The 19,388-nt window shown below is 49.9% G+C and carries 19 protein-coding genes; 18 read left to right on the top strand and 1 reads right to left on the bottom strand.

From position 1 onward, the window contains the following. The first annotated feature begins 184 nt into the window (after positions 1-184). Positions 185-1,312: a cysteine desulfurase family protein gene (locus ACTJJS_RS21360; RefSeq protein WP_168871961.1), complete on the top strand. Its 1,128-nt coding sequence runs from the start codon at positions 185-187 to the stop codon at positions 1,310-1,312. 80 nt (positions 1,313-1,392) lie between these two features. On the opposite strand, the gene glmM is transcribed toward ACTJJS_RS21360, so the two are convergent. Beyond that, entirely contained in the window at positions 1,393-2,772 is a 1,380-nt protein-coding gene (gene glmM / locus ACTJJS_RS21355) for a phosphoglucosamine mutase (protein ID WP_168871962.1), read from the bottom strand. 157 nt (positions 2,773-2,929) lie between these two features. On the opposite strand from glmM, the gene ACTJJS_RS21350 reads away from it, so the two are divergent. From ACTJJS_RS21350 to ACTJJS_RS21270, 17 genes are all read left to right on the top strand, one after another. After that, positions 2,930-4,948: an LTA synthase family protein gene (locus ACTJJS_RS21350; protein ID WP_440665173.1), complete on the top strand. Its 2,019-nt coding sequence runs from the start codon at positions 2,930-2,932 to the stop codon at positions 4,946-4,948. A gap of 30 nt (positions 4,949-4,978) precedes the next feature. Then, positions 4,979-5,728 carry a class I SAM-dependent methyltransferase gene (locus ACTJJS_RS21345; RefSeq protein ID WP_247654962.1) on the top strand — a complete coding sequence of 250 codons (750 nt, stop codon included), beginning with the start codon at positions 4,979-4,981 and terminating at the stop codon, positions 5,726-5,728. 2 nt (positions 5,729-5,730) lie between these two features. Next, positions 5,731-6,309 (top strand): phosphatase PAP2 family protein, encoded by a 579-nt coding sequence (locus ACTJJS_RS21340; protein ID WP_440665171.1) that lies wholly within the window; start codon positions 5,731-5,733, stop codon positions 6,307-6,309. Continuing rightward, complete coding sequence (locus ACTJJS_RS21335; protein ID WP_168871965.1) at positions 6,306-7,037, top strand: ZIP family metal transporter; 732 nt, start codon at positions 6,306-6,308, stop codon at positions 7,035-7,037. The genes ACTJJS_RS21340 and ACTJJS_RS21335 overlap by 4 nt, the downstream gene beginning before the upstream one ends. 24 nt (positions 7,038-7,061) lie before the next feature. Then, positions 7,062-8,354: a hemolysin family protein gene (locus tag ACTJJS_RS21330; protein WP_440665169.1), complete on the top strand. Its 1,293-nt coding sequence runs from the start codon at positions 7,062-7,064 to the stop codon at positions 8,352-8,354. Positions 8,355-8,500: 146 nt separating this feature from the next. Beyond that, complete coding sequence (locus ACTJJS_RS21325) at positions 8,501-10,039, top strand: HAL/PAL/TAL family ammonia-lyase (protein ID WP_440665167.1); 1,539 nt, start codon at positions 8,501-8,503, stop codon at positions 10,037-10,039. A 67-nt stretch (positions 10,040-10,106) separates the two neighbouring features. Beyond that, positions 10,107-10,838, top strand: a complete 732-nt coding sequence (fabG, locus tag ACTJJS_RS21320) for a 3-oxoacyl-ACP reductase FabG (RefSeq protein WP_440665166.1) — start codon at positions 10,107-10,109, stop codon at positions 10,836-10,838. Between the two features lie 13 nt (positions 10,839-10,851). Further along, positions 10,852-12,078: a beta-ketoacyl-[acyl-carrier-protein] synthase family protein gene (locus ACTJJS_RS21315; protein WP_440665165.1), complete on the top strand. Its 1,227-nt coding sequence runs from the start codon at positions 10,852-10,854 to the stop codon at positions 12,076-12,078. A gap of 93 nt (positions 12,079-12,171) precedes the next feature. After that, complete coding sequence (locus ACTJJS_RS21310; RefSeq protein ID WP_078667209.1) at positions 12,172-12,429, top strand: acyl carrier protein; 258 nt, start codon at positions 12,172-12,174, stop codon at positions 12,427-12,429. A gap of 98 nt (positions 12,430-12,527) precedes the next feature. Then, the gene (locus tag ACTJJS_RS21305; RefSeq protein WP_247654963.1) at positions 12,528-13,304 is read left to right on the top strand and encodes an LpxL/LpxP family acyltransferase; all 777 of its coding nucleotides are present in this window, start codon (positions 12,528-12,530) and stop codon (positions 13,302-13,304) included. A 76-nt stretch (positions 13,305-13,380) separates the two neighbouring features. Beyond that, positions 13,381-13,809: a 3-hydroxyacyl-ACP dehydratase gene (locus ACTJJS_RS21300; protein WP_343743667.1), complete on the top strand. Its 429-nt coding sequence runs from the start codon at positions 13,381-13,383 to the stop codon at positions 13,807-13,809. Positions 13,810-13,812: 3 nt separating this feature from the next. Next, positions 13,813-14,538, top strand: a complete 726-nt coding sequence (locus ACTJJS_RS21295; protein WP_440665164.1) for a hypothetical protein — start codon at positions 13,813-13,815, stop codon at positions 14,536-14,538. 135 nt (positions 14,539-14,673) lie between these two features. Beyond that, a complete protein-coding gene (locus tag ACTJJS_RS21290) occupies positions 14,674-15,102 on the top strand; it encodes an acyl-CoA thioesterase (protein WP_440665163.1) in 429 nt (142 codons plus the stop codon). 7 nt (positions 15,103-15,109) lie between these two features. Continuing rightward, entirely contained in the window at positions 15,110-16,294 is a 1,185-nt protein-coding gene (locus ACTJJS_RS21285) for a beta-ketoacyl-[acyl-carrier-protein] synthase family protein (protein ID WP_440665162.1), read from the top strand. A gap of 52 nt (positions 16,295-16,346) precedes the next feature. Beyond that, positions 16,347-17,408 (top strand): class I SAM-dependent methyltransferase, encoded by a 1,062-nt coding sequence (locus ACTJJS_RS21280; protein ID WP_168871975.1) that lies wholly within the window; start codon positions 16,347-16,349, stop codon positions 17,406-17,408. 94 nt (positions 17,409-17,502) lie between these two features. After that, a complete protein-coding gene (locus ACTJJS_RS21275; protein WP_440665161.1) occupies positions 17,503-18,759 on the top strand; it encodes an NAD(P)/FAD-dependent oxidoreductase in 1,257 nt (418 codons plus the stop codon). Further along, complete coding sequence (locus ACTJJS_RS21270) at positions 18,752-19,378, top strand: hypothetical protein (RefSeq protein ID WP_168871977.1); 627 nt, start codon at positions 18,752-18,754, stop codon at positions 19,376-19,378. Before ACTJJS_RS21275 ends, ACTJJS_RS21270 begins: the two co-directional genes overlap by 8 nt. The last annotated feature ends 10 nt before the right edge of the window (positions 19,379-19,388 follow it).

The raw sequence follows: 19,388 nt of genomic DNA, 5'->3' as shown, positions 1-19,388 counted from the left end.
TTAATTGTGATTAGTGTTGATATCTAATTTATTATGTAGATGATATCCGACCTATTCAATAGGTCAACACAGCAATAGGAAGATATAAACAGTAAACAGTTGTATATCAGCCTATCAAAATATTCAAATTTTTCGGAACTTTGATGGCACCATTACAAAAAGCCTTAATCAAAAACCACCAACATTGGAAAGAATTTATTTTGATAATGCAGCAACCACCTCTCTGGACCCGGTGGTATTAGATGCCATGCTGCCCTATATGACGGAAAAGTTCGGAAACCCTTCGTCTATCTATTCCTACGGAAGAGAAACCAGGCTGGGCATAGAAAATGCACGCAAATCAGTGGCTAAGATCCTGAACGCGCATCCGGGAGAAATCTTTTTTACGTCCGGCGGAACAGAAAGCAGCAACACCGCTATTAATGCTGCCATCAACGACCTGGGATGTAAACACATCATCTCTTCCCCGATAGAGCACCACGCCACCTTGCATACCGTAGAGTACCTGCATCACCATCGCGGTATCGGATTGTCTTTTGTCAAAATATTGCCATCCGGCCATATCGACATGGACCATCTCCGCGAACTGTTGCAGCAGGCCGGTGGCAAGTGCCTGGTAACGCTGATGCACGCCAACAACGAAATCGGCAACCTGCTCGATCTGCACGCCGTAGGCACGCTCTGTAAAGAATTTGATGCCATCTTCCATTCCGATACCGTTCAAACCGTTGGGCACTATCCGTTTGACCTGCGCAATACACCAGTACATTTCATTACCGCTGCAGGGCACAAATTCCATGGCCCCAAAGGCGTAGGTATCCTGTACATCAATGAGAACGTGAAAATCAGTCCGTTCATCCAGGGTGGCAGCCAGGAACGCAACATGCGCGCCGGCACGGAGAACCTCTATGGCATCATCGGTTTCGCCAAAGCACTGGAACTGGCTACTGAGCACCATGCTGAGCACAGTGCTTATATCAACGACCTGCGCCAGTACATGGCGGCGGAACTGGAAAAAAATATTCCGGGCGTCACCTTCAACGGCGACCTGAAAGGCCGCAGCCTTTACACCGTGTTGAACGTGTCTTTCCCGAAATCAGAGAAAAGCGAAATGATCCTGTTCAACCTGGACATCAACGGTATCTGCGCTTCCGGCGGCAGTGCCTGTACATCCGGCGCCAACGCAGGTTCTCACGTGATACGCGCCATCAACAGCAATCCTAACCAGATCGCCGTGCGTTTCTCTTTCTCCAAAAACAATACAAGAACAGAAATAGATAAGGTGATCGCTAAACTGAAAGAGCTGATCTAACCGCTATCTGTAGGAAATAAAAAAAGACCGAAGCCGGACTATCCGCTTCGGTCTTCTTTTTATAATCTATATCAAAAATTCTACATGAATTCTTTGATGTCCTGCATGATCCTTTTGGCGATGTTATCAGCCGTGGTCTCATTCTGGCTCTCCGCATAGATACGGATAATCGGTTCTGTATTGGAGGTGCGCAGGTGTACCCAGTCTTTATCGAACTCGATTTTCAGGCCATCTTCCGTGTTTAACGGTTGATTTTTGTATTTGCCTTTGATTTTTTCGAAGATGGTTTTTACATCTACTCCTTTGTCCAGCTCGATTTTATTTTTGGAGATGAAATAATCAGGGTAGCTGTTGCGCAGCGCTTTGATGCTTTTTTTGTTGTTGGCCAGATGGGTGAGGAAAAGACCGATACCGATGAGCGCATCGCGGCCATAGTGCAGGTCCGGCACAATAATGCCGCCGTTGCCTTCACCACCGATGACAGCGTTGGTTTCTTTCATTTTCCTTACCACGTTCACTTCGCCTACGGCAGAAGGAGTGTACTGTCCGCCGTTTTTCAGCGTCACATCTTTTAACGCCTGTGTGGAGGACATGTTGGAAACGGTATTGCCTGGACGTTTGCTGAGCACATAGTCAGCCACGGCCACCAGTGTATATTCTTCACCGAACATGCTGCCGTCTTCACAAACGAAGCAGAGGCGGTCTACGTCCGGGTCTACGGCGATGCCCAGGTCAGCGTTGGATTTATTCACTTCGTTGGACAGCGCGGTCAGGTTTTCTGCCAGCGGTTCCGGATTGTGGGCGAATTTGCCGGTCACTTCCGGGAACAACACTTCCACTTCGTTTACGCCCAGTGCCTTCAGCAATGGCGGTACGAACAGGGCGCCGGTAGAGTTAACGGCGTCTACCACTATTTTGAAATTACGCTCCCTGATAGCAGCCACATCCACCAGAGGATAGTTTACTACGAGGTCTACATGTTTCTGCAGGTAAGAATCGTCCTGTGTGTAGGAACCCAGTTTGTTCACGTCTACAAAGGTGAAGTCTTCACGTTCCGCAATGTCGAGGAGTGTTGCGCCGTCTTCGCCGGAAATGAACTCGCCTTCCGCGTTCAGCAGTTTCAGGGCGTTCCATTCTTTCGGATTATGGCTGGCGGTAAGGATGATACCACCGGCAGCATTTTCCATTTTTACAGCAATTTCTACTGTTGGCGTAGTAGACAGGCCGAGATCAACTACATCGATTCCCAGGCCGTTGAGCGTGGATACTACCAGGTTTTTCACCATTTCGCCGGAAATACGGCCATCACGGCCTATTACCACTTTGCGGTTGTCGGTCTGGCGGGAAAGCCAGGTACCGTAAGCTGCGGTGAATTTTACCACATCCAGAGGAGAGAGTCCTTCACCGGGCTTGCCGCCTATGGTTCCGCGAATACCGGATATTGATTTGATCAGTGCCACGAGATTCAATTTTTTAAGGAAGGCAAATATAAAAAAAACCGTTCCAGATTTCCTAATTATGAAAAGATGAGCAGCCTTGCCGACAGATCGACCATTTTCCCCGTTCAGTTTTCATTATATTTGCAGCTACGCTTTTAAAAAAACAGCTATACGTTGCATGCAATACTTCTGGAAGAATATACCCCGGTATATTCGTTATGTGCTTGTTCAAACACTCTATCTCTTTCTGTTGATGGTGTTGTTCAGGCTCATCTTTTACCTGTTTTTCTTTAAAACCACCATTACCAGCAGCAGTGCTGTCGCCAAAGCATGGTCCCTGGGCACCAGGTTCGACCTCCGGCTGGCGCTTATCCTGGTAATCCCGGTGGCTTTAACGGCTGTCATCGCCCGTAACGGCTTCTTTACGTCGAAAGGGATACGTAAAGCAGTGTCCATTTACTTCTTCATCGTTATTACCGTCCTTACCTTATTATATATCCTCGATCTGGGACATTACGATTACCTCGGCATGCGGCTGGACCCTTCCATTATGCGCTTCCTCGCCAAAGGAGAGCGGGCCGACAACGCCCGGATGGTATGGCAGAGCTACCCCGTACTGCGTGGCTCCCTGGGGATCTTTGTTTTCCTGTTCCTCGTTTTCCGCCTGCAACGGCGCAGCTGGAACCGTTTTGCGGCGCAACCGCCGGTATACCTGCGCAACTGGCCTTTCACCGGTTATGTAACGGCGCTTACCCTGCTCATAGCCGCCGGCATCTATGGTAATTTCGCCTATTTCCCGCTACGCTGGAGCCAGGCCATGTTCACCCGCGACAACGGCATCACCAGCCTGGGGCTCAATCCCATCCTGTATTTCGCCTCCAATTTCTCTGTGGAGGGAGATACCTACGATATCAACGCCACCAAAAAATATTATCCGTATATCGCCAACTACCTCAAAGTAGACAAGGCCGATGCGGAGAAACTGGAATATGTCCGCACTGTTCCCGGCGACTCCACCAAACCCAGGCTCAATGTAGTGCTGGTGATGCTGGAATCCACCGGCGCCGCGCCTACAAGCATGTACGGCAACCCCATGCAGGCCACGCCCAATATGAAACGGCTGGCCGACAGCGGCATCCTCTTTAAAAATTTCTATGTGCCGGCCATCAGCACGGCTAAAACCGTTTTCGGCGTCACCACCGGCCTGCCGGACATCACCGCCGTGAAAACAGCCAGCCGCCATCCTAAAATGCTGGACCAGCGTATTATCATGGACCAGTTCAAAGGCTACGAAAAACTGTACCTCCTCGGCGGTAATACCAACTGGGCCAATATCCGCGCAGTGTTCACCAACAACGTGGAAGGTATCAGCATCCATGAAGAAGGCATGTACAAGTCCGCCAAAGCCGATGTATGGGGCATCTCCGACTATGACCTGATCACAGAGGCCAGTGAGATCTTCAAAGCCAGCAACGACCAGAAAAAACCGTTCGTGGCTTTCCTGCAGCTGGCAGACAACCACCCGCCATACACCACTACCAGCGGGGCAGGGGATTTTAAAAAACTGACGGAGAAAGATATCGATATGGAGAAATTCAAAAAATCCGGCTTCGTGTCACTCGATCAGTTCAATGCCCTGCGGTATGAAGATTATAATGTAGGCCACCTCATCGATGTAGCCCGGAAAGACGGTTACCTCGACAATACCGTCTTCATGTTCTTTGGTGACCATAACTGCATCCTCAATCCATATTCCTTTATGCCAATGCCGGAATATGAACTGAGCACCGGCGGCGTGCATGTAACAGCGTTCATGTACAGTCCTGCCCATGTGGCGCCCCAGGTAGTCAGTACGCCCGGCAGCCTGCTGGACGTATACCCCACCATGGCCAGCCTGGTGGGCCTGCCGTATAAAAACTATACGCTGGGCACCAACCTGTTCGACAGCACCCGGGCAAACAACAAGTACGCCTTCATCACCTACCTGCGCAATCAGCAGCCCTACTACAGCGTAATAGGGGACCAGTACCTGTACGAAATCAATATGGCCACCCATGCCACGGCTTTGTACGACCTGAAAGGCGATCCGCTGAAGAACATACAGGCCCAACAGCCGGACACAGCAAAAAATCTGGATAATTTAACACGGGGCTTCTACGAAAGCACGCGATATTTGATGTTTAATAACAAAAAGTAATATATGCCCGCTGGCATTGATTGCATGATTATGGATATAGATATAGACAAAAGCTGGTTTAAAGATTGGTTTAATTCCCCCTACTACCACCTGCTCTACAACAACCGTGACGAGCAGGAGGCTGCTGCATTTATCGATAAACTGCTGGCATACCTGCAGCCACCTGCGCACGCGTCAATGCTGGACGTGGCCTGTGGAAAGGGACGCCATGCCAAATACCTGGCAGACAAGGGATATGACGTAACCGGTATCGATCTCTCCATAGAAAGCATCAACATCGCCAAAAAACTGGAAAATGAACACCTGAGTTTTTTCCAGCATGATATGCGCCTGCCATTCCGCATCAACTACTTTGATGTGGTGTTTAATTTCTTTACCAGCTTCGGCTATTTTGAATCACAGCGCGACAACGACAACGCGCTGCGTACACTGGCCAACGCGCTCAGGCCCGGCGGCAAACTGGTGCTCGACTATCTCAACAGCCCCTATGTGGAACAACACCTGGTGTACGATGAAGTGAAGGAAAAAGAGAACGTGGTGTTTGATATCCAACGGGAGGTGAAAAACCATAAATTCCTCAAAAAAATCAATATTCTCGATAAAAACCTCATGAGAAGGGCCACTTTCGCAGAGAGCGTGAACGCTTTCTCCCGTGCGGATTTTGAACGTATGTTCGCCAAACAGGGCCTTGTGATCAGTGAAATATTCGGGGACTATCATTTCAACAGCTATGACGAACAGCGTTCGCCACGTATGGTCCTCATTGCTCAAAAACCTTAGCCATGCTTGAAAGTATCCTGAAACAGGACCTGCGCTTATTTTTACATATTAATGCGCAATGGCATAATGCTGTACTGGATGTGGTCCTGCCTTTTGTGCGGGAGCCATATGTATGGGCGCCGCTGTACCTGTTCCTGGCATTGTTCGTCACCATTAACTACGGCTGGAGGGGCTTTTTCTGGATCGTTTTTTTTCTGCTGGTCTTTGCGCTGGCAGACCAGAGCAGTCTGTACATTAAAGAGGCGTTTGGCCGCCTCAGGCCCTGCCGCGATCCTATTGTGTCGCACTATGTGCGGGTATTGGTCGTGTATTGCCCTATGAGCGGCAGTTTCACCTCCAACCACGCTGCGAACCATTTTGCATTGGCGACGTTTTGTTTCTTAACTTTAAAATCAGCTTTGGGCCGGTATGCCCTGTTGTTTTTCCTGTGGGCGGCTGTTATAGGCTATGCGCAGGTATACGTGGGAGTGCACTATCCGCTGGACGTGCTGGGTGGTGCGGTGCTGGGCGGCCTTATCGGGCTGCTGAGCGGCAGTTTTTTCCAGCGCCGCATAAGACTGGAGCCTGAACAAACATCATGAACTGGACATATCTGATACTTATACTGTTGGCTACGCTCGCCGGTGGGGTTATCCCCATGACGATCAGGCGTATCAATGCTAATTTTACCATTTACCTGCTGGCTTTCACCGGCGCTTTCCTGTTTGGGGTGACGATCATGCACCTGCTGCCGGAAGTGTATCATGAACTGGGCCACAGCGCAGGTATTTACATTGTGCTGGGTTTTTTCCTGCAGGTATTTTTGCAGCAGCTGTCACACGGCATGGAACATGGCCATACCCATTTACCGGGTGAAAACCATCACCACATCGCTGTCACGCCGCTGCTGCTGGGTTTGTCCATTCATGCATTCATGGAAGGTATCCCGCTGGGCTTCAAATATGAAGACCAGTCAGCCTTGCCTTCACTGATGATGGGCGTGGCCGCGCATAAGGTGCCGGAAGCGCTGACACTGATCACGGTGATGATCCACGCCCACAAAACCAAGGCACAGCTCTGGCAGATCCTGATGGCTTTCGCCGTGGTAACGCCGGTAGCGGCCATACTCGCCTGGTGGATGGGCAACCGCTTCGATATTGTATCACATTATTTATTATACGTGGTGGCGTTGGTGATAGGTGCATTCCTGCACATTTCCACGACCATTTTTTATGAAAGTGGTACCAAACATCATGAATTAAGCAGTAAAAAAGTGCTGGCCATCGCAACGGGGCTGGTGCTCGCATTTCTTACGTTGATATTTGAATAATTTTTTATTTTTAGACTTTAAATCATGGAAGTCGTCGTCATTATCCTCATCCTTATTTTAGTTAACGGCATTTTCGCAATGTCGGAGACGGCGTTGGTCTCGGCCCGCAAGAGCCGGTTGGAACAACAAGCCAATAAAGGGGATGAAAAAGCAAAGGCCGCACTGAAGCTGGCCAACAATCCGGACACATTTCTTTCTACCGTTCAAATCGGTCTTACACTCATTGGTATCCTCATCGGCATGTATTCCGGAGGTACCATCAGAGACCAGGTCATCGGCTGGCTCAACCAGTATCCTGCGGTAGCTGCCTACAGCAGCGTCCTTTCCACCGTTATCGTCGTTATCGTCATCACTTATTTTTTACTGGTACTGGGAGAACTGCTGCCCAAAAGACTGGGCGCCGCCCGTCCCGAAGGTATTGCCAAGAGAATGGCCAGCCCTATGTATGTTGTTTCCTGGCTTACCTTTCCTTTTATCTGGTTGTTAACTTCCACCACCAATGTGCTGGTAAAAATATTTAACCTGCATCCCGAAGGGGCGCAGGTGACAGAAGAAGAAATCAAAGCGATCATCAGCGAAGGCACTACTTCCGGGGCTATCGAAGAAACAGAGCAGGAAATCATTGAAAGGGTATTTCACCTGGGCGACCGTAACATCACGTCGCTGATGACTTACCGTAACGATATCACCTGGCTTGATATCAATGAAACACCGGCCGCCTACCAGCAAAAGATCCATGAGAGCCTGCACAGCGTTTATCCCGTATGTGAAGGGCAGATAGACAGCATCAAAGGCATTGTGTCCATCAAGGACCTGTACGCCGTAACGGGCAAGTCCATGCCGCTGGCACAGATTATCCGCAAGCCGCTGTTTGTGCCGGAAAACAATACCGCCTACCAGGTACTGGAAAAGTTTAAGGAAACACATGTCCATGCCGCTTTTATCGTGGATGAATATGGCACGTTTCTGGGTATGATCACGCTCAACGATATTCTCGAAGCCATCGTGGGTGATATGCCGGAAACAGAAGAGGTGGACGATTATGAAATGGTGCGCCGCGACGACGGCTCCTGGCTGGTAGACGCGCAGATACCTTTTTACGATTTCCTGGCCGAATTTGATAAGGAAGAATGGATGACCGAATTTGAGCAGGACTTTGACACACTAGCCGGATTTATCCTGCATCACCTGGAACATATTCCCAAAACAGGGGAAAAATTCCTGTGGCGAGGGTTTGAATTTGAAATTGTGGACATGGACGCTCACCGTATAGACAAGGTACTGGTGACACCACCTGTGCAAACTGACGAAGAGTAAAACCTACCATCCCCCAAAGCAAGTATTTGCCGCATGCGTACTTACCCGTAATTCGTGAATGTCCGGGTGGATTTATTTGATTAAATCCATCTTTGTACTATTTTTGAGCACTTTTTCACATAAATAAATAAATAATATAATATAAAATGGTTGTATTAGGAAGTAAGTCGCTGACCCTCGATGAGGTGTACAGAGTGCTTTACGCCGGCGAAGAGCTGAGCCTGGAAGCAGCGGCATTACAGCAGGTGGAAGCCAGTTTTTTGTTTCTGCAGAAATTTTCTGCCAAAAAGCTGATCTATGGTATCAACACCGGTTTTGGACCTATGGCCCAGTACCGTATCAGCGACAGTGATACCTTTCAGCTGCAATATAACCTGATCCGCAGCCACAGCACCGGCGCGGGCAAACCGCTTTCCCCGGTGATCACCAAAGCCCTGATGATAGCGCGTTTGAGCAGCTTTATGCAGGCGCACTCCGGTATCCATCCGGAAGTGGCCATCCTGCTGAAAGACCTGATCAATAAAAACGTATACCCCTGTGTGTTTGAACACGGCGGCGTGGGCGCCAGCGGCGACCTCGTACAGCTGGCCCATCTGGCGCTGGTGCTGATCGGTGAAGGGGAAGTATGGTATGAAGATAAAATGCAACCTACGGCAGAAGTGTTTGCCCGCCTGGGATTAAAGCCCATCGGCATTCACGTGCGCGAAGGACTGGCCATCATCAACGGTACGTCCGCAATGACAGGCGCCGGCCTCGTTAACCTGATACAGGCCAGGCAGCTGCTGGGGTGGGCCGTGACCCTCTCCGCCATGATCAACGAAATCGTGGAAGCATTCGACGACCACCTGTCAGCCGAGCTGAACGCCGTGAAAATGCACGTAGGCCAGAACACCGTGGCCGCTAAAATGCGTGAAGTCCTCCAGGGCAGCCGCATGGTACGTCATCGTCCGGATCACCTCTACAAAGAACTGGAAGAAGAGATATTCAAAGATAAAGTACAGGAATACTATTCCCTGCGTTGCGTGCCCCAGATCCTGGGCCCCGTATATGACACCCTCATACAGGCAGAGAAAGTAGTGATACAGGAGCTCAATTCCGTGAGCGACAACCCGGTAGTGGACCACGAACTGGAAAACGTGTTTCATGGCGGCAATTTCCACGGCGATTATATCTCACTGGAGATGGACAAGCTGAAGATCGCCACCACCCGCTTGTCGATGCTGGCAGAACGGCAGCTCAATTACCTGCTGAACGAAAAGCTGAACCACAAGTTCCCGCCGTTTATGAACCTTGGCAAACTGGGCTTCAACTTCGGCATGCAGGGCGCACAGTTTACCGCCACTTCTACCGTAGCGGAAAACCAGACGCTGTCTTTCCCGATGTACGTACACAGCATACCGAATAACAACGATAACCAGGACATCGTGAGCATGGGCTGTAACTCCGCACTGATGGCCAATAAAGTGATCGCCAACACATTTGAGGTGCTGGCCATTCACACGCTGACCATCATGCAGGCGGTAGATTACCTGCAATGCCAGGACAGGCTGGCTGGTTTCTCCCATAAAGTGTACCAGGAAGTGAGGGCAATTTATCCTAAATTTATTGAGGACAGCCCGATGTACAAAGACCTGGGTAAGATCAAGGAGTACCTGTTATGTAATGAGCCGGTAAAAATGTTCTGATTTCCTGCCGGCACAGGCAACATAAATACGGCAAGCCCGTAATTCGTAATCCGTAATTCGTAAATTCATGAAGTGTGCCTTAGTTACAGGAGGCTCTCGCGGTATTGGCAGGGCAGTATGTATTAAAATGGCCGAATTGGGATACCATGTCCTGATCAATTATAAAGGCAATGAAGCCGCTGCACAGGAAACCCTGGAAGCGGTAAAGGCAAAAGGCAGCAGCGGGGAGCTGTTGCAGTTCAACGTAGGTGATGCCGCCGAAGTACAGAACGTACTGGGCGCATGGATGGAACAAAATAAAGATCAGCATACCATTGAAGTGCTCGTGAACAACGCCGGCGTCCGGGAAGATTCCCTGATGTTCTGGATGAACGAAGCACAATGGAGCAATGTCCTGAATATCAGCCTGAATGGTTTCTACCATGTGACCAAACAGGTGCTGAATGCGATGCTGCTGAAGCGTTATGGCCGTATCATCAACATGGTTTCATTATCCGGCATTAAAGGGCTTCCCGGGCAGACCAACTACTCCGCCGCCAAGGCAGGTGTGATCGGCGCTACCAAAGCACTGGCGCAGGAAGTGGCCAAGAGGGGTGTTACCGTGAATGCCATCGCTCCGGGTTTCATCAAAACAGATATGACCGCAGAACTGAATGAGAAAGAACTGGCGGCGCAGGTGCCCATGAACCGCTTCGGTACGCCCGAAGAAGTGGCCGAAGCCGTGGCGTTCCTCGCATCCAAAGCAGCCGGCTATATCACTGGAGAAGTGTTGAATATCAACGGAGGTCTCCATACTTAAAAGCAGTTTGTACATGAACCGAGTAGTGATCACTGGAATGGGAATCTACTCCTGCATCGGTAAAGATATGCAGGAGGTAAGGTATTCATTGTATAAGGGCAAATCCGGTATTGTACTGGACCAGGAGCGTAAAGCCTTTGGCTACCGTTCCGGCCTGACCGGCCATATCGTGCGCCCCGAACTGAAAGGGCTGCTGGACCGCCGGTCAAGGCTGATGATGCCCGAACAGGCAGAATTCGCGTATATGGCCACCCGTGAGGCACTTGCTCAGGCGGGAATGGACCAGGACTATATTGACAAAACCCCGGTAGGCCTGTTGTACGGCAACGACAGCTCGGCCAAACCGGTAGTGGAGGCTACAGACATCATGCGGGAGAAAAAGGACACCATGCTCGTTGGCTCCGGCTCCGTGTTCCAGACCATGAACTCCACCGTGAACATGAACCTGGCCACTATTTTCAAACTGCGGGGCGTCAATTTCACCGTGAGCGCGGCTTGTGCCAGCGGTTCCCATGCTATCGGCCTCGGGTATATGTTTATCCGCAACGGTATGCAGGACGCGGTGATCTGTGGCGGCGCACAGGAGGTGAACGTGTATGCCATGGGTAATTTCGATGCCATCGCCGCGTTCTCTGTCCGCGAAAGTGACCCGGCCCGGGCTTCCCGGCCGTTTGACCGCGACCGCGACGGCCTGGTGCCCAGCGGCGGCGCAGCCACCGTGATCCTCGAAAGCCTGGAATCCGCCCAACGCAGAGGCGCTACCATCCTCGGTGAAGTACTGGGCTACGGATTCTCTTCCAATGGCAGCCACATCTCCAATCCCACTGTGGACGGACCGGTACGTTCCCTGCAAATCGCTTTGCAGGATGCCGGCCTCAAAGCAGCAGACATCGAATATATCAACGCGCACGCTACTTCTACGCCCGCCGGCGACGCCAGCGAGGCAAGCGCTATCTACGAAGTGTTTGGAGACTCCAATCCGTTCGTCAGCTCTACCAAGTCCATGACCGGCCACGAATGCTGGATGGCCGGCGCCAGCGAAATCGTTTATTCCATGCTCATGATGCAAAACGATTTTATCGCCCCCAATATCAATCTGGAAAATCCGGACGGAGATGCCGCTAAACTGAATATTGCCACAAAGACAATTGATAAAAAATTTAATATATTTTTGTCCAACTCTTTCGGCTTTGGAGGGACCAATTCGTCTCTCATTGTCAGAAAATGGGAGGGAATGTAAATGTTTTTTAACTTTGGAGGATAAAATCAGGATTGGGTAAGATTAACCGCTATAAATTATTTTAAAACGACCTATATCTGATTCGCACATTTTATGGATATCAAGGAAATAATAACTGTTACGAACAAGTTTCTGGTGGAGGAGTTTGAAGCGAACCCCACTGACATTAAACCTGAAGCGAACCTCAAATCCACGCTGGACCTGGACAGCCTGGATTATATTGACATGGTGGTGGTGATAGAAGATAATTTCGGTTTTAAAGTTAAACCGGAAGACTTCCAGTCTATCGTTACCTTCCAGGATTTCTACGATTATGTAACGGCTCGTGTTCAACAAAAAGAACTGGTATAATGCCTTCCTGGCAGGGAAAGTCGAAAGGAAATAAGCTGGGTTACAGTATTTTTATTTTCATATTACGATATGGAGGTGTTTACCCTGCTTATTTTCTGTTGAGATTTGTCGCTTTTTATTATTTTTTATTTTCCTGGAGCTCTTCCAAACCCATCTATCAATACTTTCATACCAAAATAGGTTACGGCACGTGGAAGTCCTTACGCAGCCTGTATCGTAACTATTATATATTTGGCCAGACGCTGATCGATAAGATCGTGGTCATGGCTGATATGGCCAACAAGTTTTCGTTCGATTTTGACGGGGAACATCATCTGCGCGGGATGGTGGCCGGAGGGCGCGGCGGAATTCTGCTGAGCGCCCACCTGGGCAACTGGGAAGTGGCCGGGCACCTGTTTAAACGGTTGCAGACCCGTATCAATATTGTCATGTTCGATGGGGAGCACCAGCGTATCAAGGAATATCTTTCTTCCGTGACCGGCGACAGAAATGTGAATATCATCGTGATCAGGGATGATTTGTCACATATCTATGCCATTAACGAAGCCCTGAGCAACCAGGAGCTGGTGTGTATGCATGCCGACCGTTTTTTGCCGGGCAATAAAACCGTGACCGCCCCGCTGCTGGGCCATGACGCCCGTTTCCCTATGGGCCCTTTCCTGCTGGCCGCCACCTTCCGGGTACCCGTATGCGTGGTGTTCGCCTTCAAGGAAACGGCCACCCATTATCATTTTTACGCCACCGAGCCCCGTTCCTACCATGGGCGCCGTCAGCAGGGCGTGGAAACAGCTGTGGCCGATTTTACCGCCCTGCTGGAAGAAAAGATCCGCCGTTACCCGGAACAGTGGTTCAATTATTATGATTTTTGGGAATAATCCGTGTTTTTACGCGCCGTAATGTCGAATAATTCGATTTATTTCGTGTTTTGTCTATAAATAATAACTTGTGCAGATGTTTATTCATTCAGACGATATTACCGCTTACATTCCCCAGCGCACACCGATTGTCATGATCAGTGGCATTGTGGAAGTGGACGGCCCGAAAACCCGTACCGCCCTGCATATTGCTCCCGATAACGTATTCGTGGAAAACGGAGTGCTCATGCCTCCCGGCCTCATGGAAAATATAGCCCAAACCGCCGCCGCCCGTATTGGTTACATCGCCAAACAGGAGAACAGTCCCGTACCACTGGGATTTATCGGCGCCGTTAATAACCTCGAGATATTGGAACTGCCCCCCGCCGGGCAAACCATCGAAACCACCACCGAAATTCAGGGAGAAGTGTTCAACGCCACTATGGTGGCTGGACAAGTATGCTACAATGGCAGAGTTATTGCACAGTGCGAAATGAAAATTTTCATCAATCCACTTAATAAATAAGTTATGATTATCCGTAGAGTTTTTACCCTGACCATCCTTATCTGTAGCTGTTTCATCAGCGTTACGCACGCCCAGAAACTGAAAAACTTTCTGGAAAACACGGACACTCCCTTTACCTGGCTGGGCGTTGATTTCACCCAGGCACGCCTGCTTGGTGACGCCGCCGCCACGGACATCAACCGCCATTTCATCGGTATCAATGACGTTATCAGAAATGAGCCTAAAAAATACGATGTGAAAGGCGCTTTCCATCGTTCCTCTGTAGACTTCGATCTCAGCGAAACCAACGCCAGAAACGCAGAAGTCAATGTTGACAAAATGAAGTCTGAAAATCCCGGTGATTACAACCGCCTGAAGCCGGAAGATGTCACCAAACTGGTGAAAGGCTACAAATTCGGCGATAAAAAAGGTATCGGTGTGCTGTTTGTGATGGAAGCCATGAGCAAAACAGAAAAAGAGGCTGCCATGTATGTAACGGTAGTGGACATGGGAACCCACAACGTGCTCATGACAGAACGTATGACCGGCAAAGCACAGGGCTTCGGCTTCCGCAACTACTGGGCCTACACTGTACACAAAGTACTGGAACATATCGACTACAAAAAGCTGAAAGAAAAATATGCCGACGCAACAGATCCTGTAGAAGAAGCGCCGGCGCCTAAGAAAGAAACTAAAACGGTGGTGGCTAAAGAAGAAAAAGCCAAAAAAGCACCGAAGAAGAAAGGATAAACCATTTAGGTATTTTTTGATTTACGATTTTTTGATTTCAGGGTTATAAGAGCGGGTAAAAATCGCTTTGCTTTTCGCTTTTATCAATCCAGATATCAAAAAATCGTAAATCAAAAAATCCGAAAATAGCTAGATATGGACTCAATAACCGAATGCACCGAATTCCCGGTGAAGTTTAACGAAGTGGATTCACTGAGCATAGTCTGGCATGGCCACTATGTAAGGTATTTTGAAGACGGAAGAGAGGCTTTCGGTGAAAAGTACGCTTTACGTTACCTGGATATTTTTAATGCCGGATTTACTGCGCCGGTAGTGAATATACAGTGCGACTATAAACGTCCGCTGCGTTATGGCGATCGCGTAAAGGTGGAAACCACCTTCGTGGACGACCTCGCGGCGAAGATCAGATTTAACTATGTGCTTTCCAATCCCGTTACCGGTGAAGTCATCGCAAAAGGATCTACTGTGCAGGTGTTCCTGGACAAAGACACCGAACTGCTGCAGTTGACCACACCGGCTTTTTTTAACGAATGGAAAAAAAGACACTTGAATAACCACCTATAGAAAAGGGATGATGGTCTTTGTAGTTGCAGATAATATTGTTGGGCCGCTGGGCGTGAATACGGATGAAAATTTTGAACAGGTCATCCGGGGCAACAGCGGCATCCGTTTACAGGACCGTGAAGATTATGGCCCTGCGCCCTTCCATGGTGCTATGATGCCCCATGATATGCTGGAGAGAGCTATCCGCGGGCTTAACCTTGAAGACTATACGAAATTTGAACAGCTGGTGATCGCTTCCGTTACGGAAGCGTTGTCACATACAGCCATAAGCCTGTCAGATCCCCGCACAGGGCTGATTATTTCCACCACAAAAGGAAACATTGAATTGCTGGAGCAGCAGGAGGAAGGTGTGGTATCTCCGCCTGAACAGCTGCAGCCTGCCGCTACGGCACGTAAAATAGCCGCACGCCTTGATGCCGTGAATACCCCAATGGTGATCAGCAGCGCCTGCATATCCGGACTGGTGGCTATTTTAACCGGTCAACGCCTGATTGTTTCCGGCAAATACGATCACGTAGTGGTAGCGGGCGCCGATGTGCTCACCCGCTTTGTATTGTCCGGTTTTCAATCCTTCCAGGCGGTGAGCGCAGTGCCCTGCCGGCCTTTCGATGCTGACCGTACGGGCGTATCGTTGGGAGAAGCAGCGGCCACCATGGTACTCAGCAAAGACCCCCGCCACGCCACAATAGTACTGGGCGCCGGCGCTATCAGCAACGACGCCAATCATATTTCCGGCCCTTCCCGCACCGGCCTGGAGCTGGCTGCTGCCATGCAACTGGCCCTCAAAGGCAGCGGCCTTCAACCGGAAGATATCGGGTTTGTATCAGCACATGGCACCGCCACGCTCTACAACGATGAGATGGAGGCCAAAGCCCTGCATCACGCAGGACTGGCAGCAGTGCCGGTCAACAGCCTCAAAGGCTACTATGGCCACACCCTCGGCGCCGCTGGGCTGGTAGAAGCCATTATCAGTGTAAAAGCCATGAAAAACGGCGTTATACTGCCTACCAAAGGATACGAGACACCCGGTGTCAGTATGCCCGTCAACGTTAGCAACACCCTGCGCCAACAACCGTCCGGCCACTTCCTCAAGACAGTGTCCGGCTTCGGTGGTTGCAATGCAGCCATGATATTCAGCAATTACGAATTACGAATGACGAATGACGAATTGGGAGCTAACGCTCATTCATAAGTCAATCCTAATTCGTCATTCGTAATTCGTCATTCGTAATTTTTCAAGATTTATGTTTAACAAGGAAACGAAAACAGCATTACAGGCAAAAGAAGCAGCATTGTGGCTGGCCTTCGCTCCGATAGCTTTCCAGGCTACAAGAGCGCTGCGCGACATGGGCATTCTGAAAGCAGTGAGTGACAGCGGATCTGCGGGCATCACCATTGAGGAGATAATGGAAAAAACCAATATGAACCGCTACGCAGTGAGGGTATTGCTGGAAGCCGGTTTGGGCATGGAACTGGTGATCGTGAACGATAAAAAATATACGCTGACCAAAACCGGGTACTTTATCCTGCATGATCAGCTGACCCGTATCAACATGGACTTTACGCAGGACATCTGCTATAAAGGCATGTACCACCTGGAAGACAGTCTCCGTAACGGTAAACCGGAAGGCCTGAAAGAACTGGGCCCCTGGGACACCATTTACCCCGGCCTGTCCCTGCTGCCTCCGGCGGTAGGCAAAAGCTGGTTCGACTTTGACCACTACTACTCCGACCTCGCCACACCCGGCGCACTGGACATCGTTTTTGAAAACAAACCCAAACGCCTGCTAGATATCGGCGGTAATACCGGTAAATGGGCGCTGGCATGTACCGCCAAAGACCCCGAAGTGGAAGTGACCATCTTCGATATCCCCGGTCAGGCCAATATTGCGCAGCAGAAAATGAAAGATGCCGGCGTGGCAGACCGCGTGCATTTCCATATCGCTAATATCCTGCACGAGGAAATCCCTTTCCCTAAAGGATTTGACGCCATCTGGATGAGCCAGTTCCTCGACTGCTTCTCTGAAGCTGAAATCGTGTCCATCCTTTCCCGTTGCCGCGAAGCGCTCAATGACAACGGCACCATCTATATCTTGGAGCCCTTCTGGAACCGCCAGCAGTTTAAATCAGCCGCTTTCTGCCTTCAGCAGACGTCCCTGTATTTTACCGCTATGGCGAATGGTAACAGCCAGATGTACCACACAGACGATTTCTTTAAGTGCATCACTGATGCCGGGCTGGTGGTAGCGGAAGAGAATGACAAGATGGGGCTGAATTACACGCTGTTAAAAGTTAGAAAACCATAAAAACAATTTTCGATTTTTTGATTTTGGAATTTTTGATTTCAGAATCCCCAAAATCGGAAATCCCCAAATTCCTAAATCGTAAATGTTTTACCGTATGAAAACTGAACAAGTTGATGTTTTAGTGATAGGTGCGGGACCTGCCGGAACAGTAGCGGCGTCTATTATCCACCAGGCAGGTTACAAAGTGAAAATCGTTGAAAAGATGAAATTTCCCCGCTTCGTGATCGGGGAGAGCCTGCTGCCCCGCAGTATGGACGCTTTGAATGAAGCCGGTTTCATCGATGCCATTAAAGCCAAAGGTTTTCAGGAAAAATTCGGCGCCAAGTTCGTTAAAGGCGACGCACTCTGTGATTTTACTTTCAAAGAGCAATACACCCCCGGATGGACCTGGACCTGGCAGGTGACCAGGGCCGATTTCGATAAAACACTGGCGGATACCGTGGAAAGTATGGGCGTACCGGTTTCCTACGAAACTACGGTAACGGACATACGTTTTAACGGATCTGATTCCGTGACCACCATAGAAGACAAAGACGGGAACAAATCCACCATTGAAGCCCGCTTCATCGTGGATGGCAGCGGCTATGGCCGGGTAATTCCCCGCTTGTTCAACCTGGAAAAAAACTCCAACCTTCAGCCGCGTAAAGCGCTCTTCGCTCATACAAAAGACGTACGTCGTTCTATGGCCGATGAACCTAACCGTATCACGGCGGTGGTGCATAAAAAAGGCGTCTGGATCTGGATCATCCCGTTCTCTACCGGCGTTACTTCCGTCGGTTTCGTGGGCGATCCGGAGTTTTTTGCGCAATATCCCGGTACCGACGAGGAAGTATACCGTGCCCTGCTGGAAGCGGAACCCTATACCCGCGAACGTTTCCGTGACGTGGAACTGGTATTCGAGCCCAGAGTGCTCCAGTCCTGGTCTGCCACCACCGATAAGTTTTATGGAGATGGTTTTGTGCTGACAGGCAACGTGACAGAATTTTTGGACCCGATTTTCTCTTCTGGCGTAACTTTGGCCTGCGTTTCCAGCCAAACCGCCGCTAAACTGGTGATCAGAAAGCTGCGGGGAGAAGAAGTGGACTGGGAAAAAGAATACATGGAGCCCACCCTGCAGGGAGTAAATACCTTCCGTTCCTATGTCATGGCATGGTACGAAGGCACGCTGGACACCATTTTCTTTAAAAAAGACGCCGACCCGGTGATCAAAGGACAGATCTGTTCCGTATTGGCAGGATATGTCTGGGATATGAGCAACCCGTTTGTGAAAAACCACGACACGGCACTGAAACGCCTGGCCCGGACCATAGAATTAACAGAAAAATTAAAAAGCAGTTCAGAGATTGAATAGCGCGGAAGCATATATTACAGGAAGTTGTATCATACGGCATCACGGTATCTGGTTAAACGGAGCGTTGCTGTGGGAAGCCGACCGGAGCATGGACTTACAGGAATGGCTGCGGGCAGGATATGACCGGTTTTCCGGGCAGTATCCTAAATTCCATAAGATGGACGCTCTCAGCAAACTGGGATGGCTGGCGGCGGAAGTGCTGCTCAAACATGCCCCTGTACAGGCACTGCCGCCTGAAGCAGTAGGCATGGTGTTGTCTAACCGCAGCGGCAGCCTGGATACAGACATCCGCTACTATGCCACCGTGAAGGATATCGCCAGCCCGGCCCTTTTCGTATATACCCTCCCCAACATTGTGATGGGGGAAATCTGCATCCGGCATGGTTTTAAAGGAGAGAATATCTTCTTCGTGTCTGAAAATTTTGATGCAGAACTGATGAGCAGTTACCCTGCGCAACTGCTCGCCACCACGCCGTTGCAGGCCTGCCTCTGCGGTTGGGTGGAAGTGATGGGCGACGATTACGAAGTGGCCCTGTTCCTGCTGGAGAAAACGCCGAAGGGACAAGCCAGTCCGGCAACAGCCGAGGCACTGAACGAACGCTATAAAATATCTACATAACAAAATATCA

Source organism: Chitinophaga sp. 22308 (assembly GCF_052045305.1).
Taxonomy (GTDB): Bacteria; Bacteroidota; Bacteroidia; order Chitinophagales; family Chitinophagaceae; genus Chitinophaga; species Chitinophaga varians_A.
Note: the sequence above shows the minus strand (reverse complement) of the source record. Positions and strands in the feature narration are given on the sequence as shown.